Genomic DNA, 25,833 nt, shown 5'->3' on the forward strand with positions numbered 1-25,833 from the left:
GCACATGAGTAACATCGAAACCATCGTTATTGTAGGTGCAGGTCAAGCCGGTGCCAGCGCTATTTTAGAACTTCGTGGCAACAAGTACGAAGGCAAAATCATTCTTGTAGGCGATGAAACCCATCTTCCTTATGAACGTCCACCGTTATCTAAAGATGTGATTCTTAAACCTTCCGATACCAAAATTGAAATCCTGTCAGAACAAAAACTGGCTGATTTGAATGTTGAAGTAATTCGTGGCAATGGCGTGGTTACAATCAACGCTGAAGATCACAACGTGGTTCTGAAAAATGGTGATGTGATTGCCTACGACAAGTTGCTTCTTGCAACCGGTGGTGCAGCGCGTCGTTTGCCAAATTTCGATGCTTTAGGTAAACACATTTATACCTTGCGTAACCTAGAAGATTCTCAAGCGCTGGTTCCTGTGCTTCAAGCCGGTCGCCGTCTGATTCTGATCGGTGGTGGTGTGATTGGTTTAGAGCTTGCGTCATCTGCACGCTTCAAAGATTGTATCGTTACCGTGATTGAAATGGGGCCAATGGTGATGGGCCGTTGTTCACCACGCATCCTCAGCGAATTCTTGCTTGAACAGCACCGCGCGAAAGGTGTAGATGTTCGTCTTTCAACCTCTATCGCGAATTGCCGACTTGATGGTGAAGAAGTTGTGGTGACTCTTGCAGGTGGCGAAGAACTTCGTGCAGATGCGGTGGTTTACGGTATTGGGATCGTGCCCAATGCTCAGCTTGCAGTAGATGCTGGTCTGGATGTGGATGTGGCAATTAAAGTCAACGAAAACTGCCAGACTTCCAATGCTGATATTTATGCAGCAGGTGACGTAGCCACTCAAATTCGTGATTGTGGTCATCACCGCCGTGTGGAAACCTGGGAAAATGCCAACCTGCAAGCCGGTATTTTCGCGCGTCACGTAATGGGTGTTGAACATCCGAAAGCCAGTCCAGCCTGGTTCTGGACGGATCAACTGGACATCAATTTCCAGTTCGTGGGTGATATGGCAGCAGAGCAATGGCTGGTCCGCGGTGAAATGGATGCAGCCAAAGGTGCAGATAATTCATTCGTGATGTACGGTGTGACGGATGGTCAAATCGTTGCCGGTATTACCGTCAATGCGGCGAAAGAAATGCGTCATTTGAAAAAAATGATCAGCAAAAATACTGCTTTTGAAGCTGAAAAACATTTAGATTTGGCACAAGATTTACGCAAAATTGCTTAAATTTGATTGAGATATCTTTGGACAGACCTATGTTTTCATAGGTCTGTTTTTTTATGGTTGTTATATCATTGAGGCCATAGCCTCAAATTACATTATCAATTGAAATGTCTTTGCACAGGCATTTGTTAATTTTCAAAGATGAGCCAAATATGGCGCAAGGTAACAAGAATCTTTTGCTGATCTAGAGAAGTGTATCTCGCAAGATGTCCATATATCCGAAACGATCGGGCGACACCCATGCCGTCAGTCACGATACTCTCTACAGATCTGAATAACAGGTTTCAGGTTTACTATTTACAACAATCAGATTTGAGAATGATATGAAATCTTCATTGCCGGTCACGGCAAGTATTTACGCTTTACTGGTCCTAATCTGGGCGACTACGCCACTGGCAATTGTCTGGAGCGTGCAGGAAGTCCATCCGATGTGGGTGCTGATCATCCGTTACTTCGGGGCATCCATCATTGCGCTGTTTTTATTGAAGCTGATGCGTGATCCGTTGCCATTTGACCAGACTTCAATGAAAAGCTATCTGGCGGGGAGCTTAAATTTAATTGGTGCGCAGCTGTTTATTTACTTGGCCGCAAATTATTTAACTTCAGGATTAATGGCATTGATTTTCGGTTTCTCACCGTTAATTGCCGGTCTGATTGGGCATGTGATTCTAAAAACCCACAAATTGATCTGGCTACAGTGGTTGGGGATGGCGATTGCCGTCGCTGGTTTAAGTTTTGTTTTTGCCGATTCCGCCGATAGTAAAATTAACCCGATTGGTGTGGTATTGATGCTGATCAGTATCGTGTCTTATATCAGTTCGATCTTCTGGGTCAAACAGCTTAATGCGCCTTTAAGTCCAATGTCACAAGCCACAGGTTCACTGATTATTTCAGCGCTAGGCTCGTTGTGCTTATTGCCCTTTATCTGGCAGCACATGCCGACTCAAATGCCGGGTATGCACACCATGATTGGTTTTGTCTTTACCATGATCATGTCATCCATTGTGGCAATGCTGTGTTACTTCTGGCTGATTCGCCGTTTGACGGCTTCAACCGTATCGCTGAGTAACGTGATGACGCCCCTCATTGCTCTGGTACTGGGAGCAACCTTAAATCACGAGCATATCAGCCCAAATGCTTTTGTCGGTATTGCAGTGGTGATGTTCGGGATTGTGATGTATTTCTGGAAAGAATGGCGCGAGCAGTATTTTTCTAAACTTTGAATTCATCTCAGGAAGTATAAAACGAAGTTTAAGCCGCCTTTTTGTCATTGATTTGAGATGCAAAATCGAAAACGGATTCGTTTCAATTTTCGTTTCGGGCGGTTATGTAGTTTAAAGTTACTGGCAATTTCTAAAATCAGTGAGTGCTCTAAGGCATACAACAACAAAACGTAAAGAATTTATCCGCGTAGTTTGGTTAATATGAACTTGGATAAACAGAAAAATCAAATCAATCTATTTGAGAACAATAAATTTAGGACCAATTTGCATGTCTGATTCGAATAAAGTCGTGGTCTATGCTGCCTTATTGGGCAATCTGGCAATTGCTTTGGTCAAGTTTGTCGCGGCCTATATTACCAATAGTTCGGCCATGCTGAGTGAAGCCATTCACTCGGTCGTCGATACCCTGAATGAAATTTTATTGCTCTATGGCATGAAAAAATCGCAACAACCGGCCAATGTCAGGCATCCCTTTGGTTATGGACGTGAACTGTATTTCTGGGCGTTTATTGTTGCCTTGATGGTATTTGCTTTAGGTGCAGTTGTGTCAATCTATCAGGGGATTCAGCATGTGCGCCATCCCGAAGAAATGCTGAATCCTACCTTAAATTATATTGTTTTAACGATTGCGATTGTATGTGAAGGGATATCCTGGTTTGTGGCTTTAAAAGCCTTTCGGAAGATTAAAGGCCAGCAAGGTTATTTTGAAGCTTTTCGCCGTAGTAAAGATCCGACCACCTTTACCGTTCTGTTTGAAGATACCGCCGCGTTATGTGGTCTGTTTATTGCCTTGATCGGGATTTATCTGGCCCATGCCTTAAATATCCCGGAGTTAGATGGTGTAGCATCAATCTTAATTGGTGTGGTATTGGCCATCTCTGCTATTTTACTGGCGCGGGAAACCAAGGGTCTATTATTGGGGGAATCCGCAGATCCACAATTGCGCAATAATATCTTGATGATTGCGCAGGAAGACCACGCTGTACTTTCTGCCAATGGCGTACTGACTGAACAGATGGGGGCCCATCAAGTTCTGGCATCTTTAAGTCTTGAGTTTGAAGACAACTTGAGTTCTGATGACATCGAAGCCTGCGTCAACAGAATTGAAGCGAAAATCAAACAGATTCATCCTGAAATTGTGGCATTGTTTATTAAACCGCAAACTAAAAAGGTGTGGTTGGAACGTATGAAAGGACGTTTGGAATAAAAACGTGATATATATGGCGTAATATTCAAAATATCGGATTTTGAATGTTTAAGTCACACTAAGAAATTGAATGTACATGAAGCAAATGCCTGAGCAATTACACTTTCGACTCCCGACTAAAGAATGTTGGTCACATACCTGGCGTCAGCCTTCATTTCAATTTATGCATTCGAATCATCATGATGGTGAAAGATTCTTCAATGCACTACCACGTCCGGAAGGGCATGGCCGTGCAGATTTGTTTAAATGGCTGTTAACCCGTAAGTCATCGACCTGGAATGTGGATATTGATAAAGAATATGCAGAATTCCATGCGACTAAACGGGCACTTCCTCAAGATCGTCCAGAGGCTAGCATGGATGATTGGCAAGTGTGGTTTGTGGGACATGCCACCGTACTGTTACAGATTGGTCCGTATAACTTGCTCACCGATCCGGTATGGTGTGAACATGTCAGTCCGAAGCAGGGTAAAGGTCCGAAGCGGGTCATTCCTGCGGGAATTGCTTTAGAAGAGTTACCGACCATTCATGCGGTACTGCTCAGCCATAATCACTATGACCATATGGATTTAGCCAGTCTGGAATGGTTACATGATAAATTTGCCATGCCGATTTATACCGGATTGGGCAATTCATGGTATTTACCGAAAAATTTTCATGTGCTGGAAATGGAATGGTGGCAATCGTCTTTATTGCATGATTTAAAAATTATCTATACCCCGGCGCAGCATTTTTCAGGTCGAGGCTTACGCGATCACAACCGGGCGCTTTGGGGCGGTTTTTCAGTGTTTGCTGGAAAGGATCATTGTTTCTTTGCCGGCGATACTGGTTATTCACCGCATTTTAAGGAAATTCAAAACCGTTTGGGGGCACCGCGTATTTCATTGTTACCAATAGGTGCCTATGAGCCACGTGAGCTGATGAGCTATATGCATATGAATCCGCAGGAAGCTTTTCAGGCGCATCAGGATTTACATTCAAAATGTTCGCTGGCGATTCATTACCGAACCTTTCAACTGACCGATGAAAGTCGTGAACAACCGGAAATCGATTTAAAAGTGGCAATGAAGAACAGCTCAAAGCTGATGAATCCTTTTGTCTGTATTCGTGAAGGACGGCGTTTGGTGGTCTGATTTTGTTTAAGCTTGCTGTTGGTTAAGCTTGAAAAGTTGAATGGCAAGCATTGAAAAGGCGATCATGGCAATATTCATCACCACGGGATTAAATGCAGTGGTGAGTTGTAAAGGATCTGTGAGCATAATCAGCAGTAATAAACCACTCAAGCCCAGAATATTAAGCTGATGGATGAAGACCGTTCTTTGCCAAATCAGAAAAGTACAGCCAAACATCATCTCGATCAGGCCTGATAGGGTAACACAAATTTTTGCCAACTCTTGTTCGAAACCCATGCTCTGCCAAATGGCGATTTCCGCAGCCGACTGAAACAGTATTTTGGGTATCCATCCCTGATAAATCCAAAGTACAGCAAGCGTGATCTGAATAAGTTACAGTGGTCTTTCTAATTGAAGCTTATGATTCACGAATGCAATGTTCCAAAAAATGCTGCTTGTTTTCAGCAGACGGAATCAGGCAATCATGGGTTTGACCAAAGAGCCTATAACGGTTGAGTGCGACACGCCGGTAGAGAAAATCCCGGATTGGGCGAGGAATGAGATAGCCTGCATTCATTAGCGAGAAAGGTAGCCCCAAATGCTGCATGACTTTGAGTAAAGCTGTCGATTCGGTATACAGCTGTCCATTCAGGATCACTACCATGGTGGTATAATGCGTGGTGGACATGCCGTAATATTGCAGAATCTGTTCACCCAACGCAGATTGGGCGGAAGCCAGTTTGAATTTCGAGTTTTGATCATGCGTGATCAAAAAATTTGCCCAGCCATTACAGATCACACAGACGGCATCAAATAAGATAATGTCATGTTTTTGAATCATTGCGGCAATGTGATGTTTCATGACTTGATTTATTCTTGCTTGTTATAACGCCACTATAGCAAATTATTCTTGATAAGAAATATTGTCAAAAAATCAGATCATGCTTCTTTTTTCATGCAGTGAACATGTTGTTTTAAATTTTTATTTCATTATTTAAAAATATATTAATCCTATTTTTAAGCTGATCTTGAATAGGCTTTTTCGATCGTTCCCATTCATATAACTTGCTTTATATTGTCATAGAAAACAGCTATTTTGATTATGAATTAAATTTTTTAAACGGTTCCTCACAATAATCATTTGAACGTATTTTTGGGAGTTCAAACATGTCACAAGATCAACAAACTTCAGGTTGCCCATTTCATAAAGCCGGCGGCCATACAAGTTCCAGCGGAACTCAGAACTCAGACTGGTGGCCGAATGCACTTAATCTCGATATTCTTTCCCAGCATGATAAAAAAACCAATCCGATGGATCCTGACTTTGATTATGCCAAGGCATTTAATTCCCTGGATTTAGAAGCAGTCAAACAAGACCTACGTGAACTCATCAACAGCAGCCAAGACTGGTGGCCATCAGACTACGGCAGCTATATTGGCATGTTTGTACGTACCGCATGGCACTTGGCGGGTTCTTACCGTAAGCAGGACGGTCGCGGTGGTGCCAATACCGGTAACCAGCGTTTTGCACCATTGAACAGCTGGCCAGATAATGTCAACACCGATAAAGGCCGTCGTCTACTTTGGCCTGTTAAACGTAAATATGGTAATAAAATTTCATGGGGTGATTTGATTGTCCTTGCAGGTACAGTTGCCTATGCAGAAGCGGGTCTGAAAACCTTCGGTTTCGGCGGAGGACGTCAAGATGTCTGGCATCCTGAAAAAGACATTTACTGGGGTGAGGAGCGTGAATGGCTAGCACCGACTGAAAACCGTTATGACAATGACCAAGACCGTAAATCACTGGAAAATCCACTTGCTGCAGTGCAAATGGGCCTGATCTATGTGAACCCTGAAGGTGTGGATGGTGTGCAGGATCCGCTGCGTACTGCACAGGATATGCGTGTGACATTCGACCGTATGGGCATGAATGACGAGGAAACTGTTGCATTGACTGCGGGTGGTCACACCATTGGTAAAGCGCACGGTAACGGTAAAGCTGAATTGCTGGGTAAAGACGTTGAAGGTGCAGATGTTGAATTCCAGGGTCTAGGCTGGCATAACCCTGAAGGTACCGGTAATGGTGCCAATACTATGGTCAGTGGTCTGGAAGGTGCCTGGACTACCCATCCAACCCAATGGGACAACGAATTCTTTTATTTATTGTTCACCTACGAGTGGGAAAAAACCATCAGCCCGGCAGGCGCGAAACAGTGGGAACCGATCAACATCAAAGAGGAAGACAAACCTGTTGATGCACACAACCCGAATGTACGCCGTAACCCAATGATGACAGATGCCGATATGGCACTGAAAGTCGACCCTGAATACCGCAAAATTGCTGAGCGCTTCTATCAAGATCCTGCGTACTTCTCGGAAGTGTTTGCGCGTGCATGGTACAAGTTGACTCACCGTGACATGGGGCCAAAATCGCGTTACCTCGGTGCGGATGTGCCCGTTGAAGATTTAATCTGGCAAGACCCGATTCCATCTGTGAACTACGTTTTGTCCGAAGCAGAAATTGATGAACTTAAAGCGAAACTGTTAAACAGCGGTTTAACGTCTGCCGAGTTGATCAATACCGCATGGGACAGCGCGCGTACTTTCCGTGGTTCAGATTACCGCGGTGGTGCAAACGGTGCGCGTATCCGCTTGGCGCCGCAAAAAGACTGGGTAGGTAATGAACCTGAACGTCTGACTAAGGTGCTGGCGAAATTTGGAGAAATTCAGGCAGGTCTTGAGAAGAAAGTCAGCATTGCCGACTTGATTGTACTTGGTGGTACAGCTGCGGTGGAAAAGGCGGCTCAGGCTGCGGGTGTGGACATCAAGGTTCCATTTACACCGGGCAGGGGGGATGCAACGGAAGAACAAACCGATGCATATTCATTTGAAGATTTCGAGCCTAAAGCAGACGGTTTCCGTAACTGGTTGAAAGACGATTATGTGGTACAGCCTGAGGAAATGCTGTTAGACCGCGCTCAGTTATTGGGCTTAACTGCACCTGAAATGACGGTACTTGTTGGCGGTATGCGTGTGCTTGGTACTAACTACGATGGCGCGAAAGAAGGTGTGTTCACAGACCGGGAAGGCGTATTAAGCAATGACTTCTTTGTGAACTTGACCGACATGAAGTACAACTGGAAACCAGTGGGCAAGAACCGCTACCAGATTGTAGACCGTGCAACCGGTGTACCGAAATGGACTGCAACACGTGTGGACCTAGTGTTTGGTTCCAACTCGATTCTTCGTTCATATGCAGAAGTGTATGCACAAGATGATAATAAAGAAAAATTCGTGAAAGACTTTGTTGCCGCTTGGACCAAAGTAATGAATGCAGACCGTTTTGATGTGAAGAAATAATTTGCATTGAGAAGTAAAAAACCGCTCGAAAAGGCGGTTTTTTTAATGAAACGTTAAAATTTCATGCAAAACCTGAATTTTTAGCCCCTCAGGCTTTTTTACAGATTTCAAGGGATTGATATCATTTAACTTATATTGCATTTCGTATAAGGTGTATTATGGTAATTTCAAAAATACTTAATAATCATTGAAGTCTAACAAGCATTAACTTAGCTTCAGTATGTCCATTATTTGATGCTTTTTTTAGCCAATTCAGTGCTTGTCCTCGATTCTTTAGTAATCCATTATCACCATTTAAATATTTCTTCCCAATATTGAATTGTGCCATTGCATTACCATTATTAGCCGCCTTTAAATACCATTTATTTGATAGTGCTGTACTTTGTGCTATTCCATGACCATTTGCATACATTGATCCAAGATCATATTGCGCACCTGCATGTTCTTGAGCTGCTGCCTTACTAAACCATTCAAAGGCTTTGGTATAATTTTGACTTACACCCTGCCCATAGACATACATTAAACCAAGGTTATGTTGTGCAGATGCAAGCCCTTGAAGTGCTGCCTTGCTATACCACTCAAAAGCTTTGGCATAACTTTTGGTTACGCCCTGACCATTGTCATACATCCTACCAAGATTATATTGCGCAAATGCCTCTCCTTGAACCGCTGCCTTGCTATACCATTCAAAAGCTTTGACATCACTTTTAGTTACGCCCTGACCTTTTTCATACCTTACCCCAAGGTTATGTTGTGAAAGTGCATATCCTTGATTGGCTGCTTTGCTATACCATTCAAAAGCTTTGACATCATTTTTAGCTATACCCTCACCATAAGCATACATCATCCCAAGATCATGTTGTGCACCTGCATGCCCTTGCTGAGCTATTTTTTGAAGCTGTTGAAAATTATCTGTATTAGCAAATGTAGGATTCATAAATAGAGATAAAGTGAGTGGTAATAATATTTTTTTAGTGAATTTCATTATCAAATATCTATTTTATTAAAGTGAGAAAATTGTAGTGTAGCTTTGAATCTTTATTAAATAACATTACTAAATTAATTAAATCTCTACCCATTTAACATAAGGTTGCTTAAACGAAACACGGTTGCAATAATAATTTAATATCAATTGGTTATATTAAAATAGAAAACCTGAAAAACAGTAAAAGGCCAATTCTGAAACAAGTTGGTTTTTTATGAGCTAATTTTGTATGTGTTTCCCATTCCAAACGGATCTTTAACTTCAAAAAAGGAGATTTTTATTAAAAATCAAGTTGTTTAAATTATGAAAAATATCCCTTTCCAGTATTTTCCACTGGCCAAATTCAGGCTCCACTAGCAACGTCTGTGACACAAAGCCATAACAGATCCGTTGCACATTTAAACTCATCCGTTTGAGTTGCTCAGTATCCTGAATAAATGGCGCAAGAATGCTTTGCCACATCTGTAGCATCATTTCATAACTCTTGCGATAACTCTCAATATTGGAAATCTGCCGTTCCAGCAAAAACGTCTGCGCCCATAAGAACTGCTGAGCCTGAATCTGCTCAAGCTGATAATGAATCACTAGCTTTAAATAATTATCTAGAACCAGATTTGGGGATAACTTGATCAGACTGTGTGCATAAGTTTTTAAGTCCTCGGCATTGTTTTTCACATGTCTGTAAATGGTCAGCGCAATCAAATCTTCCTTTTTGGAAAAATACTCATAAAACGTGCCTAAACCCACGCCTGCAAGATCAGTGATTTCTCGAATGGGAATTTTATTCGCCGAACGTTCATGCAAAAGCCGAACAAAACTGTCCTGCAAGGCTTCCTGAGTCAGCTTGGCTCTGGACTGGCGTGGCTTGCGCCGTACTTGAATCTCGGGATTTTTCATAAAAATTTTGATCCAGTAAAGCCGAACATCCTGTGGCTATTTTTTCTTTATACTGGAATGAAAAGCCTAGAACAACAAGCAGGAAGTATACACAATGAATTCATGGATGACCCATCAGATCAGCAACCAGTTTGACGAACTGCAAGACTACAATCTGTTTGAAACCGATCAGGTCTTGCAGGAAATCCTGTTCCGTTATGGCAGTCAGGATCAGACAAGATTATCTGAGATGGGCAAAGTCGTAGGCTCGTCTGAATATTATCAATATGCCGATTTAGCCAATAGACACACGCCCATTTTGCATGCCTTCGATGCTCGCGGCTGCCGTAAAGACTGCATTGAGTTTCATCCTGCTTGGCACAAATGGATGGAACTAAATCGCAAGTTCGATAGCCATGCTTATCCATTTATTCATACAAAATTGTCTTCCAAATGGGTGGAATGGGCAGCGCGTTTTTACTTAAGCGGGCAGGTGGAATGCGGCAGTTTGTGCCCCACATCGATGACGTTGGGCAGCATTGCATTAATTCAGCGTGAACCTGAACTGTGGGCCAAGGTTGGCGAGAAACTGCTATCTACTGAATATGATGAACGTGACTTGCCGATTGCCCAGAAAAAATCGATCTGGTTGGGTATGGGCATGACCGAAAAGCAGGGCGGCTCAGACGTACGTGCCAATGAAACTTTTGCCATGCCTGTGGCTGAGTCAGGTCGTGGCAAGGCTTACTTGCTGACTGGGCATAAATGGTTTTTCTCGGCTCCGATGTGTGATGCGCATCTGGTGGTGGCAAAAACCGAGCAGGATGGCTTGGCCTGTTTCTTTGTCCCGCGTTGGCTAGAGGATGGCAGTAAGAACAATATTCATGTGCAACGCTTAAAAGAAAAAGTCGGCAACCGCAGCAACTCCAGTTCGGAAGTTGAATTCAAAGATGCTTGGGGCATCATGATGGGGGAAGCAGGACGTGGCATTCCCACCATTATTGAAATGGCGAATTACACCCGCCTGACCTGTTCAGTTGGCAGTACGGCGATGCTGCGCCAAGCATTGGTACAATGCGTCGCCTATACCCGCCAACGTAAAGCCTTTGGCAAGCATTTGGCCGAACAGCCTTTAATGCGTGCTGTACTGGCAGATTTAGCCTTGGAAACTGAAGCAGCATTGCACTTAAGTTTTCATCTGGCAAATTGTTATGAATCTGATGATGCTCTGTCTCTGGCGTGGAAAAGAATCATGACACCTGCCTCCAAGTTCTGGATTTGCAAGCGGGCAGTCGAGTTAACTGGTGAAATGATGGAAGTCTTTGGCGGTAATGGCTATGTCGACAACGGCATTATGGCGCGTATTTTTAAAGAAGCACCGGTGAATACCATTTGGGAAGGTTCGGGCAATGTGATGTGCCTCGATGTACTGCGTGCGATTGGGCGTGAACCTGAATCTATTGAACTACTCTTTAAAGATCTGGCATCCATTGCCACGCAAGATGAAAGGCTGAATCATGAATTACAGGCTTTGTTCAAATTATTTCATCAATCCGCAGAGGACTTGCAGTTTATGGGGCGTAGTCTGGTCAGTCGTTTGGTAATTTTAGCTCAAGCAGTCTTGTTAAAACGCTATTCGCCTGATTATGTGGCAAATGCTTTTATTCAAAGCCGTTATAGTCAGTTTTATGGCCGCGTGGTGGGTATGCTGGAAGCGAAGCAGGTGGAGGTAGATCGCTTGTTGGAGCGGGCCTTAGCTCATGTTAACTGATATTTTCAGGATAAAAGCAGTTTCTGCTTTCAGGATAAGAAATACATTTCGCAAGAGAGGGCGAATTAAATTATTAAATGTTAAAACCTCTCCCTTGCGCATTTAAAATATATTTTGAGAGTGCTCATCTGCTAACAGAAGGGAGAATTTTCATTTTGAATGGAAGATACAATTATAAATTAATCAGATGTCTTCTATTTTTTCTCAATTCTACTTGGCTAACGCTTCCACAAACATAAGGTTGAAACTGGAAAATTTATATTTATTTAAGAAAACTTATTTAATATGGTCTAGAAAGTTTTGATGATCGCGACCTGTATGTATCACCAAATTAAACAGTGGGCCAAAACACTTAAAAAAGATATTGTGGTCGTCTGGCTAGTGGCTAAAGATGAGCGAACACCTGTCTGGATCAAAATATTGGCACTGATTACTGCGGCATATGCGCTATCGCCCATTGATTTAATTCCTGATTTTATTCCAGTGCTGGGATATCTGGATGATATTATTATTGTGCCCTTGGGGCTGTTATTGGTGATTAAGCTTACGCCAAAAGAAATTATAGACGATTGCAGAATGCGTACTTCGCTATTGGCGGAACGGCCTGTCAATCGCTGGGCGGCAGGCGTGATTATTTTAATTTGGTTGCTTTTTCTGGGCTATTTAGCCCTGTATTTTATCAATAGACAGACATTGTAATAATGGGTTTATATAAAGATTGAAGATTTGAGATTAAGTTGTTGAAATAAATACTTTTTATATAGAATTGATTTCACCAGAAAAACCGCTTGAATTCTGTACAAAAAAGCGTAATATCACTTTGCTATCCACTCTGGATGGTGAATGAAAACAGGTGAGTAAAATGGCAAAGAAAAAAGCTCTGCCAGAGGTTGTGATTCACAACTTTGTGGCAAAACACATGCATGAGGTCAACAAAAGCCAAGTGTTTGTAGATCGAAAGAAAAATGCAAAACGTGGCTACGACAAGCACAAAAAAGGGAGATACTCAAATGACTATCTCCCTTTTTCTTTCCCGGTAGTTGCTATTCTATAAAGCTGTTTTAAGCGCCGACAATGCGTGTTGCAGATTTCACCATATCCGCCAGACCATGGGTCTTAAAGTAATACTCCATCCAGCTTTTTACGATCAATGGGTTATCCATTTTCAAGACATGTTCCAGTTGTTGCAGTGCCTCGGTCATCGGAACATGACAAATCGCTTTACGTACCCGCAGAATATTACTCGAACTCATCGACAGGGTATTGAAGCCCATCGCCATCAATAACACGGCAGCCAATGGATCACCGGCCATCTCGCCACAAATGCTGACCGGTTTATCGTACTTATGACACTCTTTAACCAAACGTGTTAAAGCACGTAAGACTGCAGGGTGGAAATGTGAATAGACGTTAGCAACACGTGGATTATTACGGTCAACCGCCAGTAAATATTGGGTTAAGTCATTTGAACCCACCGAGAAGAAATCGACTAATTCTGAAAATTCTTCAATTTGTAAAAGTACGCTGGGTACTTCGACCATAATGCCTATTTTCGGCTTGGTGATTTTAACCTGCTCTTCTTCCTGAACCGCTGTCCAGTCGCGCTCTAGCAAATATAAAGCTTCTTCAACTTCGCTGACGCTGGTCACCATCGGCAACAAAATGTGCAGGTTGTTTAAGCCGATACTGGCCTTAAGCATGGCACGAATTTGCGATGAGAAAATTTCCGGATGATCCAGTGTAAAGCGAATACCACGCCAGCCAAGTGCCGAATTCTCTTCTTCAATGGAGAAATAAGGCAGATCCTTATCTGCACCGATATCTAAAGTCCGCATCACCACCGGTTTATTGGCAAAGTGACTCAGCTGCTGACGGTAAATGGCGCGCTGTTCTTCTTCACCGGGAAAGCGGTCACGTAGCATAAATGGAATTTCAGAGCGATATAAACCGACTCCTTTGGCCCCACGTTGCACACCCCGAACCACATCAATCATTAGACCGGTATTCACAAAGAGTTTAACCGAAACGCCATCAGGGGTAATGGCATCTTTGGTTTCATATTGCTTTAAATCTTTGGCAATTTGCTCTTCTTCTTTTTGAATTTCTTTATAGCGGGTACGCAAGCGCCGCGGCGGGTTGATAAAGACCCGGCCTTGATGTGCATCGACAATCATCTCGACATCATCAAGTGTGTTAACCGGCAGTTCAGTTACACCCACTACGGTTGGAATGCCAAGTGCACGCGCTACAATCACCATGTGCGAATTCATCGCACCTTCAGTGGTAACAATGGCGGCAATTTTATCTACCGGCAATTCAACCAGCGCCGCAGTGGAAATTTCCTCACCAATCAGAATGCTTTCATCCGTTAATTCCCGATGACTGGCATCAGCTTCTTGCAAGAACGCTAAAATGCGCCGTCCAAGATCTTTAAGATCTGAAACACGTTCGCGCAAATAGTCATCTTCCATTTGAGAAAACAGGGCAATATGGGTATCAATCACGATACGAACCGCGCCTTGTGCCCAATTACCATCTCGAATTTCAGCCTTAATTTCGGCAGGCAGGGCATTTTCATCCAGCATACGCAAGAACACACTAAATAGTGCGCGTTCTTCTGCCATCAATGCATCTTGCATTTTGTCATCAAGCGATTGAATTTCCTGACGCACTGAACTGATGGCATGATCAAGCAATTGCAGCTCTTCGCTAATGTCATCGGCTTCACGATCAGGAACAGATGCTAAATCGGCAGGGGGATACAGGATGACTGCACGCCCTAGGGCAATGCCACCTGAACCCGATACACCTTGGAAGGTTTTATAAGCCGGCAAGCTGTTGGGTTTGCGAAAGACATCAATATTTCCGACCGCATGTGCATGAGCAATCACTCCAGAAAGCTGTGCACATAAGGTCACCAGAAAAGATTCTGCTGCTTCACTAAAGTCTTGAGATTCTTTATTTTGAACGACCAGTACACCCATCACCTTACGACGGTACATCACTGGAACGCCAAGAAAAGAGTTATAAATCTCTTCACCTGTTTCCGGCAGATATAAAAAGCGTTCATGTTTGGGTGCATTGTCTAAATTGACGATTTCTTCACGTTGCCCGACCAGACCGACCAAGCCTTCACCGGTATGCAGTGAAACGTGTCCTACAGCTTCTGCTTTTAAACCTTTAGAGGCCATCAGCAAGTAGCGCTGGTTACGTTCGTCCAGCAAATAAATAGAGCAGACATCAACGTGCATGGCATTTGCCACCTGATTGACCATAATGTCGAGCGATTCATGCAAACTGGTGGACGCATTGATTTCTTGTACAATACGTCTTAAGGTGTCCAGTTGCATATTCGACATAAAATCTGCTCCAAAAAAGTCTAAATTCGTTTTATTTATAACAATATGCTACTAAAAAATCTGCATTTTCATACGATTTTTTTATGCTTATATAGACGGTAACTGGTTACACAGTTCCACCATCGCTTTTCGGTATACATCGCGTTTAAAATTCACGACCTGTCCTAATGGATACCAGTAACTTACCCATTGCCATTGGTCAAATTCGGGTGGATCAGACAAATCCAGCTGAATGTTTTTTACGGATGCTGTGAGTTTGAGTAAAAACCACTTTTGTTTTTGGCCAATACACACGGGGTCTGAATCCGAGCGTATATACCGTTGTGGCAAACGATAACGCAGCCAGCCTTTTGTCTGCGCTATAACTTGAACATGTTCGGGCAATAAACCAATTTCTTCTCTCAGCTCTCGATAAAGTGCCTGTTCAGGGGTTTCTCCATACTGGATACCTCCTTGTGGAAATTGCCAAGCATTGTGTCCAATGCGTTTTGCCCATAAAACTTGTCCAACGTCGTTTGCCAAAATGATCCCGACATTCGGTCGGAAACCTTCTGAGTCGATCATTTGGCTACCTAAATCTTCTATAATGTATGGCTTTTTCTCCGGGGATTGTTATTTCTATATCCATCTCGAAAAAAAGCACAGCTTAAATGTTAAAAATTGCTATGATCTTAACGAATTTCTATCGACTAGCGGAGATAGATTTACAATTTTTTTCTTAAATTGCAGTTTTTACGAGTATTTTCATGAAATTGGCTTTATTTGACCTCGACCATACCCTCCTAAATACCGATTCAGATTATTCATGGGGTGAGTTTTTAGTTAACGAAGGTTTAGTCGATCCAATCCGACATCGTCGAATGAATGACAAGTTTTATGAAGACTATAAAGCAGGTCAACTTGACCCGATTGCCTATAACGAATTTGTATTTGAATTTTTAACCCAGCATGAAAATGAGTATTTGACTGAATTACATGAATTATTCATGAAAAAAGTGATTCGTCCACAAATGCGTCCAGCAGGTTTTGCTGCCATTCAAAAACATCGCGATGCCGGACATGAGCTGGTCGGCATTACTGCAACTTCTGATTTTATTACTGCACCGATTTTTCATGAGTTTGGCATTACTGAAATTATTGCTACCAATGCAGAAGTCATTGACGGGAAATATACCGGTAAAGTCATCAATACTGCCTGTTACCAAAAAGGTAAATTGATCCGTTTAGAACAGTGGCTTTCAGGACGCAATGTGGAAGAATCTTGGGCGTATTCGGACTCCATCAATGACCGTTTTTTGCTGGAACATGCCGACCATGCGATTGCGGTTAACCCAGATGACCGTTTAGCGGTTTTAGCCAAACAACAAAACTGGGAAATTCAGGACTGGTCTATTTAGTAAAATTTTAAATCTTTTTTAAATAAATGCTTAAGACCTGACTGATTGAAAGATGAGTCAGGTTTTTTTTTAAAACCTGCCGCCAGGTTATACATTTTAAAATCATCCAGGATGCTTTTAAAGTTTTTGAATGATGCTATGCTGATGCGATTAATTAATAATCAGTGGAGGGGGAGAATGATTACTGTAACACCAAGAATGACCAATCTTTTTGAGCAACTTGGACTCGAATCAAGTGATGAAGCCATTGCGCAGTTCATTGCCACACATCAACTCAGCGCTCATATTAAAATTAGCGAAGCGAGTTATTGGACAGAATCCCAACGCCAGTTTTTATCGGAAAAAATTAAGTCAGATGGTTCTTGGGCCATTATTGTCGATCAGCTGAACGAATCACTGCATGAAGACTCAGTTATGAAGTAAAGATCAAAGCCAATCAAATGATTGGCTTTTTAAGCTTGAAAGGATTATTTCACCCGTTTCCATAGCGTTACTTGCGATAAAGTATGTTGATATTTACGTGCGGTTTCACGAATGACAAAGGCAACCTCCTGAGGGTCAGCCAGCATTTCAAAATGCTCTTGTAACAGCTCAGTAATCCCATCTAGCGTGTTCAAGTTTTCCCCGTCTTTTTTAAAGCCACCCAGCCATTCACTATGTGCTGTATGTTCCTCTAACCAAGTATAAGGTGAGCTCAGCATTAAAATTCCGCCCAGAGTTAATCGGGTGTGAATCTCGGCTAAAAAATCTTTTGGATGATGCAGGCGATCAATCAGATTCGCTGCAAGAATAAAATCATAGCCGCTAAAATGCGCTTTCAAGTTGCAGGCATCGGCTTGAAAAAAATCTACACGATTGGCATAGGCATCCAACCCCAGTTCTTTTAAGTTGCAGGCTTTATAGTCGAGCAGTTCGCCTTCGACTGGAAGGGTATAACGTAACGTTTCACCTTGCGCCAACTGTACCGCTTGCTGAATAAAGCGCGCGGAAAAATCCAGTCCGTTGACCTGATCAAAATAGCGTGCCAGTTCAAAGCTGGCACGCCCCGTAGCGCAGCCGATATCCAAGGCTTTATGGGTTGCAAGATGCTTGAAATGAGGTTGGGCAAGCTCAACCAGGCTTTTGGCAAAATTGGGAACATTAAAATATTCGGCACCGTACTGAAATTCTAAATACTGAGAAATCAGCTGGTCAGTTTCATACTGGGAGTGGAACTGTTTCAATTCTTGTGCTGTAGAAACATAGCGGAACCCAGCATGCTGGAAGAAATGCCGCCGAAAGGCATAACGTGCACTATGCAAAGCCTCATTGCCGGCAGAAATCCAGGAGCCGCCTTTGATCAAATTATGTCGTTCATCAAAAGTGGGTGTACTGAAGTCATCATAAATGGCATGCACCTGAAAACCTTCAAAGGCATAAATCGGGGTTTCAGTCCATTGCCAGACATTGCCCTGAATATCGAAAAAATCCCCTTGTTGAAAATAGTCGACCGGATAGGGCTGTGCCCCATATTTCAGTTCAATATTGGCATGGTCAGGACTGGGCAGCTCAGCTTCTAAACCGGCAACATCATATAAACGGTACCATTCATCTTCGGTAGGCAAGCGAATACTTTGACCGGTTTGCTGTGCCTTCCAGTTGCAAAAAGCTTTGGCCTCATGGTAGTTGACTTCTACTGGCCAATCCCAGGGCATTGGAATTTCTTCCAGCATAATTCGGAGTGACCAGCCTGAAGCAGTTTTAAGCCAAAAACCGGGATGTTTGACTTGGGTAAACTGTAACCAGGCCAGTCCTTCTTCGGTCCAGTAGTTGTCAGTTGAATAGCCATTATCTTCAACAAAACTTAAGAACTCCTGATTGGACACCAGATATTGCGAGGCTGCAAAACTAGCTACTTCAGCTTGGTGCTGACCATATTCATTATCCCAGCCATAAAAGCAGCTATCTAAACGCTTGTTCAAGCTAACTTGCCCTTCGGTAACGGCAATTAGGGTGTTTTCTGGCGCAATACCGGTGATGATATTGGCACGCCATTGGGGATGATTTTGCACATGCTCCAGCTGCTGCTGACGAATCAGTACTGATGAGGTTTCAAGATGAATCCGTTCATGTTCAATACTCATGATGATGGACCACCATGGATTCTGCCAGTTGATGGGCAAGCTCAACGGCGCATGTTCAATCACATTTAGCACCTCTGAACGAACCCGATGCCGATAAGTACGAACCTGTTCTACGCTTGGCCACTCATAATGGGCATCATTCAAGTCATCCCAGCTCATTTCATCGACACCCACCGCAAAAATACTTTCTAGCTGCGGATTTACACGTTCACTCATCAGTTTGCTTAACAGCAGCTTGTTGATAAAAAAAGTTGCCGTATGACCAAAATAGAAAATCAGTGGATGTCGTAAATTAATGGGTCTGAGGGAATAAGCTTCCTGATCTTTCAGGCATTCAAACAACAGCTCATAGGTATCAAAAGTATTCAGGAAATATTCACGCAATGTACGTCGTGCAGCCGCTTCGTCTGGAAAATTTAAATTCGGGGTAGGCAGTAGGGAGACATGGGCAGTTTGCCAGAGACCAGGCTTGCGCTGTGAGCTTAAAGCTAGGTTTTTCTTGGAAGTTACAGATAATGAATCCATCAACATATGGCCATACTCCGTTGAGTTCTTTTTTTAGATTTGAAACTACATTCTTGATGTGCTCTGTCTAAAAGTACTCGAAAGCAAGCTGTCTGTTCTCAGGATTTAGGTAACAAAATGCTGCATCAGTTTAGATGCAGCAAGAGCAACTTAGATTTAAATCGATTGTTGCATCATGGCAACCAGTTCCTGTACTGCACGTGACTGGGTGCGTCCAGGATGCCAGACCATGCCCAATTGACGGTTCATCTGCAGGTTAATATCCAGTTGTTTTAAATCATGATTAACCAGCGTCTTGGGCAATACCGACCAGCCCAGTCCAATCGAAACCAGCATCCGAATGGATTCAAGCGGATTGTTACTCATGGTGATTTTCGGTTTAACGCCTTGCTTTTCAAATTCTGCCAGGGTGATTTGCGTGGTATAGGTTTGGGCCGCCGGCAATAGGCTCGGATATTGAATCAGATCTTGCAGTTGCAAATCTTTCTGATTGGCTAAGGGGTGAAAAGGTGCTGCCACAAAAACCAGAGGATCATCCCAGATGGTGACATAGCTGAGACGAGCATCACCTTGAGGAGGAAGTGTCAAAAATGCCAGTTCCAGGTCACCGGCTAGCACTTTTTCATGCGCCTGTTCAGAGTCAACAAAATGCACATCCAAAGTCACATTTGGAAATTCTTGCACATAATTACGCAAGTGACTGGGTAAATGATGCAAGCCAATGTGATGACTGGTGCCAATTTTGAGTTTACCCTGAACTTGTCCTTGTTCATGACTGAGGGTATGGTGAATATCGCCCAGTTCATTTAACCAGTTTTTCACTTTTGGTAGTAAGGAATGTGCGGCATGGGTGGCTTGAACGCCACGACCCGCAGATTCAAAAAGTTTCACACCAAAATATTCTTCTAAACTATGAATACGTTTGGTAACAGCCGGCTGGGTAATAAACAACAGATCGGCAGCCATTGAAATAGAGCCGGTTTCCATGACTTTAACAAACGCTTCAAAGGCAGCAAGATTCATAAGGGTAGTCTGGTTATGAAATATTGAAATAATTATAAAATATTTTTATATTAAAAGTGAATCAAATCATAAAAAATCTATACATAAAAATGTATAAAGATGTGAATTTAAGTCGTGGCCATAAAAAAATCACCCCCTATAATTGAAGTGATTTTGATCAAGAAGAGAACACCCAGACCCAAGATTTATAGGATTTAACCTACGTTGAGCTGTCCATATTCCTGCTGTTCGTTATTTTTTGAAGGTTTAGCTTCCCAAATTTTTTCATGGAAAAAGAAGGCAAAGGCCTGAATGGTTGGTTCAAGCAAGCTTAGGGTTAAGGCCATCCAGATACTTCCTGTCACGAAATAGCCCACCAACATGGCAATCGTGATGTGCATAATGTAATAGCTAAAAGTTTTCTTAAACATGCGTTGGTTGTTATCAACGAATTTTTGAATCTGAGCCATGGGTTAAGTCCTCAATCTTTAACAGGATATGGCTAAATGATAATCAGTCTTATTTGATTTGTAAAAGCGAATATTTTGAATTTTTTAATCGGTTTTATGAATTTTAAGGTGAGTCAATCACAAAAATAAATAAACAGTATCAACTACTGATGTGCGACTAAAAGGATGTAAATTATGGACATTAAACATATTAAATTCTTACTCGATATTTTCGAAGAAGCGGTCGAAAAGCGGATGGGTGTCTACGAGATTGCAGATGATGAAGGTGATGAAAACAGAGCCGCTGCTGAGTGTAATATTGCGAAAGCAGAATTAATCAGGGCCATTGAGCAACTAGCAGCAGACAAACCGAACTCTTCTAGTTAAAAAGCTGAGTCTCAAGAGTTCAATATTTTTGGGACTAAGTAAATTTGGGTAAATAAGGGTTGCGTGAGCAGCACAGATTCAGTTGTCTTATTAAAATCTAAACGTTCTATAGAGCCATCCTGAATATGGGGCTGTTCAAAAATGATGTAGAAATAGCAGGTTGGTCGAAAAAATTGAGCAGATAATTGAGTAAATATATCGGATTGTATCGACTAAAAACTAATTCCAAAAAGTTTTCAAACTAATAAAAATGATAAATTAGATTTATGCGAATACGTGGTTATAATCGAAGTTAATGAAAGCATTACCCAGTTCTATGGAGCGCGTCGACATGGCAGGCAATACCCAAAAAGCAAAGACTTTGTATGACAAATTGTGGGATGACCATTTAGTAAAACAACGAGATGATGGTTCAGCCTTACTTTATATTGATCGTCATTTATTACATGAAGTCACGTCGCCACAAGCTTTTGAGGGTTTACAGCTTGCAGGTCGTAAACCTTGGCGTTTAAGTGCCAATGTTGCAACTCCAGACCATAACGTACCGACCTCAAAAGCTGAACGTGATCAGGGGATTGCCGGTATTGAAGATGAAACTTCACGTATTCAGGTACAAACTTTGGATGATAACTGTGATGCTTTCAATATCGTTGAATTTAAAATCAATGATATTCGCCAAGGGATCGCGCATGTGGTCGGCCCTGAGCAAGGTTTGACTTTGCCGGGTATGACTGTGGTGTGTGGTGACTCACATACGGCAACGCATGGCGCATTTGGTTGTTTGGCACACGGGATTGGCACTTCAGAAGTTGAACATGTATTGGCAACCCAATGCTTGGTTCAAAAGAAAATGAAGAACATGTTGGTGCGTGTTGACGGCATATTAGGTCAAGGTGTCACTTCAAAAGATGTGGTGTTAGCGATCATTGGTAAAATTGGTACTGCTGGCGGTACAGGTCATGCGATTGAATTCGGTGGTCAAGTGTTCCGTGATATGTCGATTGAAGGGCGTATGACCGTGTGTAACATGGCGATTGAAGCTGGTGCACGTGTCGGTATGGTGGCTGTCGATGACAAAACGATTGAATATGTCAAAGGTCGTAACTACGCACCAAAAGGTCAAGACTGGGATCAAGCAGTTGAATACTGGAATACTTTGCATTCGGATGAAGGCGCACACTTTGACACTGTAGTCGTGTTAAAAGGCGAAGAGATTGAACCGCAAGTGTCTTGGGGAACTTCTCCTGAGATGGTAATTCCTGTTTCAGAGTCTGTACCAACTTTAGAACAGGCCAAAGATGACGTACAACGCAATGACTGGACACGTGCTTATCAATATATGGGTTTGAATGAGGGTCAGGCATTGGCAGATATTCCGTTAGACCGCGTATTTATTGGTTCGTGTACCAATTCTCGTATTGAAGATATTCGTGCTGCTGCTGAAGTGATTAAAGGACGGAAAGTTGCCGGTTCAATTAAACAGGCGATGGTGGTTCCGGGTTCCGGTTTGGTGAAACAGCAAGCTGAAGCTGAAGGCTTGGATCAAGTATTCTTGGAAGCTGGCTTTGAGTGGCGTGAACCAGGTTGTTCAATGTGTTTGGCGATGAATGCCGATAAATTGCAACCGGGTGAGCATTGTGCCTCAACCTCTAACCGTAACTTCGAAGGTCGTCAGGGTAATGGCGGTCGTACCCATTTGGTGAGTCCAGCTATGGCAGCTGCTGCTGCAATTGCAGGTCACTTTGTTGATGTTCGTTCATTCTAAGTTTAAGCCTTCATCCCCGCCTTCTTCCTGAGCCATGAATGGTGTAAGAGAAGGGGTTCCCTCTCCTGAGTGAGTTTTAAGCACTGCTTTAAAACGAAGCACAATTGAGGACTAGGGAGAGGTTACGGATTCATTGGGAAATAATCATGAAAAAATATACCGTTGAACAAGGTATCGTTGCACCATTAGACCGTGCCAATGTCGATACAGATTTAATTATTCCAAAACAGTTTTTGAAATCGATCAAACGTACCGGTTTTGGTGAAAACCTGTTTGATGAATTGCGTTATTTGGATGAAGGTTATTTGGGTTTAGATAATTCTAAACGTCCAAAAAATCCAGATTTTGCTTTGAACCAGCCGCGTTATCAAGGTGCTTCAATTTTGATTTCACGTGCCAACTTTGGTTGTGGTTCAAGCCGTGAGCATGCGCCGTGGGCACTTGAAGAATACGGTTTCCGTACCGTAATTGCGCCAAGCTATGCAGACATTTTCTTTAACAACAGCTTTAAAAACGGCATGTTGCCTGTGATTTTATCTGAACAGATTGTGGATCAGTTGTTTAAAGAATGTGCTGCAACTGAAGGTTATCAACTGACGATTGACTTGGACGCCCAAGAAGTACGCACACCATCGGGTGAAAGCTTTAAGTTTGAAGTTGATCCGTTTCGTAAACATTGTTTATTGAATGGTTTGGATGATATTGGTTTAACCCTTCAGGCCGCGGATGATATTCGTGCCTATGAAGAAAAAACCAAGCAATCGCGTCCTTGGGTGTTTCACGAAATTCGCGCTTAATTATTTGAATTTTCAGCCCTAGTAGTATCGGAGCCTAACTCTTGCTAATATCGAGTCCATAAAAATATCTCGTTGGCTTGAATTGGTGAGGGGGCTCGAACAATGGCAAAAGTTTATGGTCGGCTTGCTGTACTCAGTCTTATGGTCGCATCCTTAAGTGCATGCCAAAGCATTGATACAGTACGTATTAAACAGGTAAAAGAAACAGAATCGACGGAATTAAATGCGTTGATTTTCTGTGCCGGTACAGAACAATGTGAATTTGAGCGTTTCGATCAAATTCACATTGTCGATGCTAAAAGTCATCGGGTGAGTCGTGAAGCAATTCAACAAGGTCTGGTTCGTCTGCAAGCCAAGTCTTTAAATGATGCTAATCCTTTGTCTTTGTCGGTACCTGCCGGGCAGCATGAATTAGTGATTCGCTTCTATCCTGTGTCCAAGGACCGCGCTGAAACGCTGCATGTATTCCACAATTTTATTTCGCAAAAAACCTATACCTTTAAGATGTATCGTGACCGAAGCAATCATAAAGGTAATTTGTTGAACGCATCTGCACCAGATCCACTGTGTGTTGAACTTCATCAAGAACAAAAGACCATTCGGCGTTTCTGCAAACCGTATAATGTCCTGAATGGCTTAGGCGAGTTTGTAGAACAAAAAAATTTAAAATCCCCATCAGTCAAATGACTGAATTGAAAAATGGAAAAACTCATGTCTAAACATATTTTGATTTTAGCTGGTGACGGCATCGGTCCTGAAATTGTTAAAGCCGCAGAGCAAGTACTCACACGCGTAAATGAAAAATTCAATTTAGGTTTGACTTGGGAACAAGGTTTATTGGGTGGTGCCGCGATTGATGCACATGGTGCGCCATATCCGGAAGTGACGTCTGAACAGGCAAAAAAAGCAGATGCAATTTTACTCGGTGCGGTCGGTGGTCCTAAGTGGGATACGATTGAGCGTTCAATTCGCCCTGAACGCGGACTATTAAAATTGCGTAGCGAACTGAATTTGTTTGCTAACTTGCGTCCTGCGATTTTATATCCGCAATTGGCAGACGCTTCGAGCTTGAAACCGGAAATTGTATCCGGCCTAGATATTTTGATTGTGCGCGAATTGACAGGTGGCATTTATTTCGGTCAACCGCGCGGTATTCGTGAATTAGAGAATGGTGAGAAACAAGGTTTTAACACTGACGTTTATTCAGAATCTGAAATCAAGCGTATTGCTAAAGTGGCGTTTGAACTTGCTGGCTTACGTGGTGGTAAAGTCTGTTCTGTTGATAAAGCCAATGTCCTTGAAGTGACTGAGCTTTGGAAGCAAACGGTGACTGCAATGAAAGAAGCAGAATATCCTGAGATCAATTTGTCACACATGTATGTGGATAACGCAGCAATGCAGTTGGTCCGTGCACCAAAACAGTTTGACGTGATTGTAACTTCTAACTTGTTCGGTGACATTTTGTCTGATGAAGCGGCAATGTTGACTGGTTCAATCGGTATGTTGCCATCTGCATCACTCGATGAAAATGGTAAAGGTATGTATGAACCTTGCCACGGTTCTGCACCAGATATTGCAGGTCAAAACCTGGCAAACCCGCTTGCAACGATTCTTTCTGTTGCCATGATGCTTCGTTATACTTTCCGTGAAGAAACGGCCGCACAAGCCATTGAACAGGCTGTAGGTCAAGTTCTAGACCAAGGTTTGCGTACAGCAGATATTATGTCTGAAGGCATGAACAAAGTCGGTACAGTTGAAATGGGTCAAGCTGTGGTTACAGCTTTGAACTAAGTTTTAGTTAAATAAAAAAACGCAGCCAAAGTGCTGCGTTTTTTTATTCTGTTTAACAAGTACGACCTGTGTAATGAACAGATTTTGCAATGTTCTGCTCTAAATAATAGACAATTTTGCATTGCAAGTTCACATCATAGCTTTGTGCTCTAGGAGTGATTTGTATGGGGATAGCGCCCGAATCAATATCAGCAGGATTTTGTACCATGGGTACCGGAATGGTCATGGGACGAATCACTGTATAAGTGAGTGTCTGGTCATTTACGGTAGGCGATAATACTTGCTGATACCCAATACTTCCCAAATCTAGATTGGCTTGAATAGCTTGGCTGCTCTGTCCAATGAATTGCTGTAAATAGGCATCACGCTGTATAGTAGTTGTGGTAGGTGTGGTAGTACACGCAGTAACTAAACCAAAAGCGGTACAGCAGCCCAAAATCAGTGTGAATTTCATGAGTTATCCTCACACCAAATAAA

25 protein-coding genes are annotated in these 25,833 nt (G+C 42.6%); 15 read left to right on the forward strand and 10 right to left on the reverse strand.

Annotated elements, in window-relative coordinates; all coding sequences use genetic code 11:
• Positions 1-4: 4 nt before the first annotated feature.
• The 4 genes from hcaD (at position 5) to AC3CAU_RS08610 (ending at position 4,790) form a co-directional block, all read left to right on the forward strand.
• Positions 5-1,231: a 3-phenylpropionate/cinnamic acid dioxygenase ferredoxin--NAD(+) reductase subunit gene (gene hcaD / locus AC3CAU_RS08595; RefSeq protein ID WP_447053958.1), complete on the forward strand. Its 1,227-nt coding sequence runs from the start codon at positions 5-7 to the stop codon at positions 1,229-1,231.
• Positions 1,232-1,551: 320 nt separating this feature from the next.
• Positions 1,552-2,451 (forward strand): DMT family transporter, encoded by a 900-nt coding sequence (locus AC3CAU_RS08600; protein WP_447053959.1) that lies wholly within the window; start codon positions 1,552-1,554, stop codon positions 2,449-2,451.
• Between the two features lie 268 nt (positions 2,452-2,719).
• Entirely contained in the window at positions 2,720-3,658 is a 939-nt protein-coding gene (locus AC3CAU_RS08605) for a cation diffusion facilitator family transporter (RefSeq protein WP_131216305.1), read from the forward strand.
• A gap of 76 nt (positions 3,659-3,734) precedes the next feature.
• Positions 3,735-4,790: an MBL fold metallo-hydrolase gene (locus AC3CAU_RS08610; RefSeq protein ID WP_424619991.1), complete on the forward strand. Its 1,056-nt coding sequence runs from the start codon at positions 3,735-3,737 to the stop codon at positions 4,788-4,790.
• A 6-nt stretch (positions 4,791-4,796) separates the two neighbouring features.
• Here the strand turns inward: AC3CAU_RS08610 and AC3CAU_RS08615 are convergent, their stop codons facing one another.
• Positions 4,797-5,159 carry a DoxX-like family protein gene (locus tag AC3CAU_RS08615; protein ID WP_447054359.1) on the reverse strand — a complete coding sequence of 121 codons (363 nt, stop codon included), beginning with the start codon at positions 5,157-5,159 and terminating at the stop codon, positions 4,797-4,799.
• A 28-nt stretch (positions 5,160-5,187) separates the two neighbouring features.
• Positions 5,188-5,631, reverse strand: a complete 444-nt coding sequence (locus AC3CAU_RS08620) for a thiol-disulfide oxidoreductase DCC family protein (protein WP_424619989.1) — start codon at positions 5,629-5,631, stop codon at positions 5,188-5,190.
• A gap of 305 nt (positions 5,632-5,936) precedes the next feature.
• On the opposite strand from AC3CAU_RS08620, the gene katG reads away from it, so the two are divergent.
• Complete coding sequence (gene katG, locus AC3CAU_RS08625) at positions 5,937-8,129, forward strand: catalase/peroxidase HPI (RefSeq protein WP_447053960.1); 2,193 nt, start codon at positions 5,937-5,939, stop codon at positions 8,127-8,129.
• A 184-nt stretch (positions 8,130-8,313) separates the two neighbouring features.
• Here the strand turns inward: katG and AC3CAU_RS08630 are convergent, their stop codons facing one another.
• Complete coding sequence (locus AC3CAU_RS08630; RefSeq protein ID WP_131216300.1) at positions 8,314-9,114, reverse strand: SEL1-like repeat protein; 801 nt, start codon at positions 9,112-9,114, stop codon at positions 8,314-8,316.
• Between the two features lie 261 nt (positions 9,115-9,375).
• The gene (locus AC3CAU_RS08635; protein WP_447053961.1) at positions 9,376-10,011 is read right to left on the reverse strand and encodes a TetR/AcrR family transcriptional regulator; all 636 of its coding nucleotides are present in this window, start codon (positions 10,009-10,011) and stop codon (positions 9,376-9,378) included.
• Positions 10,012-10,105: 94 nt separating this feature from the next.
• On the opposite strand from AC3CAU_RS08635, the gene AC3CAU_RS08640 reads away from it, so the two are divergent.
• The 3 genes from AC3CAU_RS08640 to AC3CAU_RS08650 all read left to right on the forward strand — a co-directional run bounded on the left by AC3CAU_RS08640 (position 10,106) and on the right by AC3CAU_RS08650 (position 12,815).
• Positions 10,106-11,761, forward strand: coding sequence for an acyl-CoA dehydrogenase family protein (locus AC3CAU_RS08640; RefSeq protein ID WP_447053962.1), 1,656 nt, complete (start codon positions 10,106-10,108; stop codon positions 11,759-11,761).
• Between the two features lie 318 nt (positions 11,762-12,079).
• A complete protein-coding gene (locus AC3CAU_RS08645) occupies positions 12,080-12,460 on the forward strand; it encodes a YkvA family protein (RefSeq protein WP_447053963.1) in 381 nt (126 codons plus the stop codon).
• Between the two features lie 163 nt (positions 12,461-12,623).
• Positions 12,624-12,815: a DUF7230 family protein gene (locus AC3CAU_RS08650; RefSeq protein ID WP_131216296.1), complete on the forward strand. Its 192-nt coding sequence runs from the start codon at positions 12,624-12,626 to the stop codon at positions 12,813-12,815.
• Positions 12,816-12,822: 7 nt separating this feature from the next.
• Here the strand turns inward: AC3CAU_RS08650 and ptsP are convergent, their stop codons facing one another.
• Both ptsP and AC3CAU_RS08660 read right to left on the reverse strand, forming a co-directional pair.
• On the reverse strand, positions 12,823-15,120 hold the full coding sequence (ptsP, locus tag AC3CAU_RS08655) for a phosphoenolpyruvate--protein phosphotransferase (RefSeq protein ID WP_131216295.1): 2,298 nt from the start codon (positions 15,118-15,120) through the stop codon (positions 12,823-12,825).
• 87 nt (positions 15,121-15,207) lie between these two features.
• The gene (locus tag AC3CAU_RS08660) at positions 15,208-15,684 is read right to left on the reverse strand and encodes an RNA pyrophosphohydrolase (RefSeq protein WP_131216294.1); all 477 of its coding nucleotides are present in this window, start codon (positions 15,682-15,684) and stop codon (positions 15,208-15,210) included.
• 182 nt (positions 15,685-15,866) lie between these two features.
• On the opposite strand from AC3CAU_RS08660, the gene AC3CAU_RS08665 reads away from it, so the two are divergent.
• Positions 15,867-16,517, forward strand: a complete 651-nt coding sequence (locus tag AC3CAU_RS08665) for an HAD family hydrolase (protein WP_131216293.1) — start codon at positions 15,867-15,869, stop codon at positions 16,515-16,517.
• Between the two features lie 177 nt (positions 16,518-16,694).
• The gene (locus AC3CAU_RS08670; protein ID WP_131216292.1) at positions 16,695-16,940 is read left to right on the forward strand and encodes a DUF2789 domain-containing protein; all 246 of its coding nucleotides are present in this window, start codon (positions 16,695-16,697) and stop codon (positions 16,938-16,940) included.
• A gap of 44 nt (positions 16,941-16,984) precedes the next feature.
• On the opposite strand, the gene ovoA is transcribed toward AC3CAU_RS08670, so the two are convergent.
• From ovoA to AC3CAU_RS08685, 3 genes are all read right to left on the reverse strand, one after another.
• Positions 16,985-19,171 carry a 5-histidylcysteine sulfoxide synthase gene (gene ovoA, locus AC3CAU_RS08675; protein WP_447053965.1) on the reverse strand — a complete coding sequence of 729 codons (2,187 nt, stop codon included), beginning with the start codon at positions 19,169-19,171 and terminating at the stop codon, positions 16,985-16,987.
• Between the two features lie 150 nt (positions 19,172-19,321).
• On the reverse strand, positions 19,322-20,188 hold the full coding sequence (locus AC3CAU_RS08680) for a LysR family transcriptional regulator (protein WP_424620238.1): 867 nt from the start codon (positions 20,186-20,188) through the stop codon (positions 19,322-19,324).
• Positions 20,189-20,382: 194 nt separating this feature from the next.
• The gene (locus AC3CAU_RS08685; RefSeq protein ID WP_447053966.1) at positions 20,383-20,637 is read right to left on the reverse strand and encodes a DUF2061 domain-containing protein; all 255 of its coding nucleotides are present in this window, start codon (positions 20,635-20,637) and stop codon (positions 20,383-20,385) included.
• A 174-nt stretch (positions 20,638-20,811) separates the two neighbouring features.
• On the opposite strand from AC3CAU_RS08685, the gene AC3CAU_RS08690 reads away from it, so the two are divergent.
• The 5 genes from AC3CAU_RS08690 to leuB all read left to right on the forward strand — a co-directional run bounded on the left by AC3CAU_RS08690 (position 20,812) and on the right by leuB (position 25,356).
• Positions 20,812-21,003, forward strand: coding sequence for a hypothetical protein (locus AC3CAU_RS08690; RefSeq protein WP_131216288.1), 192 nt, complete (start codon positions 20,812-20,814; stop codon positions 21,001-21,003).
• A 331-nt stretch (positions 21,004-21,334) separates the two neighbouring features.
• Complete coding sequence (gene leuC / locus AC3CAU_RS08695) at positions 21,335-22,768, forward strand: 3-isopropylmalate dehydratase large subunit (RefSeq protein ID WP_424620241.1); 1,434 nt, start codon at positions 21,335-21,337, stop codon at positions 22,766-22,768.
• A 146-nt stretch (positions 22,769-22,914) separates the two neighbouring features.
• A complete protein-coding gene (gene leuD / locus AC3CAU_RS08700) occupies positions 22,915-23,565 on the forward strand; it encodes a 3-isopropylmalate dehydratase small subunit (RefSeq protein ID WP_447053967.1) in 651 nt (216 codons plus the stop codon).
• A 102-nt stretch (positions 23,566-23,667) separates the two neighbouring features.
• The gene (locus AC3CAU_RS08705; protein WP_131216285.1) at positions 23,668-24,252 is read left to right on the forward strand and encodes a hypothetical protein; all 585 of its coding nucleotides are present in this window, start codon (positions 23,668-23,670) and stop codon (positions 24,250-24,252) included.
• 24 nt (positions 24,253-24,276) lie between these two features.
• Entirely contained in the window at positions 24,277-25,356 is a 1,080-nt protein-coding gene (leuB, locus tag AC3CAU_RS08710; protein ID WP_131216284.1) for a 3-isopropylmalate dehydrogenase, read from the forward strand.
• 52 nt (positions 25,357-25,408) lie between these two features.
• On the opposite strand, the gene AC3CAU_RS08715 is transcribed toward leuB, so the two are convergent.
• The gene (locus AC3CAU_RS08715) at positions 25,409-25,810 is read right to left on the reverse strand and encodes a hypothetical protein (RefSeq protein WP_131216283.1); all 402 of its coding nucleotides are present in this window, start codon (positions 25,808-25,810) and stop codon (positions 25,409-25,411) included.
• Between the last annotated feature and the right edge of the window lie 23 nt (positions 25,811-25,833).

The organism is Acinetobacter sp. GG23 (assembly GCF_057766365.1).

Bases quoted from the DNA above. Each gene is read 5' to 3' on its own strand.
- AC3CAU_RS08620 (WP_424619989.1), bottom strand. From the start codon at position 5,631: ATGAAACATCACATTGCCGCAATGATTCAAAAACATGACATTATCTTA.
- leuB (WP_131216284.1), top strand. From the start codon at position 24,277: ATGTCTAAACATATTTTGATTTTAGCTGGTGACGGCATCGGTCCTGAA.
- AC3CAU_RS08645 (WP_447053963.1), top strand. From the start codon at position 12,080: ATGTATCACCAAATTAAACAGTGGGCCAAAACACTTAAAAAAGATATT.
- katG (WP_447053960.1), top strand. From the start codon at position 5,937: ATGTCACAAGATCAACAAACTTCAGGTTGCCCATTTCATAAAGCCGGC.
- AC3CAU_RS08670 (WP_131216292.1), top strand. From the start codon at position 16,695: ATGATTACTGTAACACCAAGAATGACCAATCTTTTTGAGCAACTTGGA.
- AC3CAU_RS08715 (WP_131216283.1), bottom strand. From the start codon at position 25,810: ATGAAATTCACACTGATTTTGGGCTGCTGTACCGCTTTTGGTTTAGTT.
- AC3CAU_RS08660 (WP_131216294.1), bottom strand. From the start codon at position 15,684: ATGATCGACTCAGAAGGTTTCCGACCGAATGTCGGGATCATTTTGGCA.
- AC3CAU_RS08665 (WP_131216293.1), top strand. From the start codon at position 15,867: ATGAAATTGGCTTTATTTGACCTCGACCATACCCTCCTAAATACCGAT.
- AC3CAU_RS08640 (WP_447053962.1), top strand. From the start codon at position 10,106: ATGAATTCATGGATGACCCATCAGATCAGCAACCAGTTTGACGAACTG.
- AC3CAU_RS08690 (WP_131216288.1), top strand. From the start codon at position 20,812: ATGGACATTAAACATATTAAATTCTTACTCGATATTTTCGAAGAAGCG.
- AC3CAU_RS08705 (WP_131216285.1), top strand. From the start codon at position 23,668: ATGGCAAAAGTTTATGGTCGGCTTGCTGTACTCAGTCTTATGGTCGCA.
- AC3CAU_RS08630 (WP_131216300.1), bottom strand. From the start codon at position 9,114: ATGAAATTCACTAAAAAAATATTATTACCACTCACTTTATCTCTATTT.
- AC3CAU_RS08610 (WP_424619991.1), top strand. From the start codon at position 3,735: ATGAAGCAAATGCCTGAGCAATTACACTTTCGACTCCCGACTAAAGAA.
- AC3CAU_RS08600 (WP_447053959.1), top strand. From the start codon at position 1,552: ATGAAATCTTCATTGCCGGTCACGGCAAGTATTTACGCTTTACTGGTC.
- leuD (WP_447053967.1), top strand. From the start codon at position 22,915: ATGAAAAAATATACCGTTGAACAAGGTATCGTTGCACCATTAGACCGT.
- AC3CAU_RS08605 (WP_131216305.1), top strand. From the start codon at position 2,720: ATGTCTGATTCGAATAAAGTCGTGGTCTATGCTGCCTTATTGGGCAAT.
- hcaD (WP_447053958.1), top strand. From the start codon at position 5: ATGAGTAACATCGAAACCATCGTTATTGTAGGTGCAGGTCAAGCCGGT.
- AC3CAU_RS08650 (WP_131216296.1), top strand. From the start codon at position 12,624: ATGGCAAAGAAAAAAGCTCTGCCAGAGGTTGTGATTCACAACTTTGTG.
- AC3CAU_RS08685 (WP_447053966.1), bottom strand. From the start codon at position 20,637: ATGGCTCAGATTCAAAAATTCGTTGATAACAACCAACGCATGTTTAAG.
- AC3CAU_RS08635 (WP_447053961.1), bottom strand. From the start codon at position 10,011: ATGAAAAATCCCGAGATTCAAGTACGGCGCAAGCCACGCCAGTCCAGA.
- ptsP (WP_131216295.1), bottom strand. From the start codon at position 15,120: ATGTCGAATATGCAACTGGACACCTTAAGACGTATTGTACAAGAAATC.
- AC3CAU_RS08680 (WP_424620238.1), bottom strand. From the start codon at position 20,188: ATGAATCTTGCTGCCTTTGAAGCGTTTGTTAAAGTCATGGAAACCGGC.
- leuC (WP_424620241.1), top strand. From the start codon at position 21,335: ATGGCAGGCAATACCCAAAAAGCAAAGACTTTGTATGACAAATTGTGG.
- ovoA (WP_447053965.1), bottom strand. From the start codon at position 19,171: ATGTTGATGGATTCATTATCTGTAACTTCCAAGAAAAACCTAGCTTTA.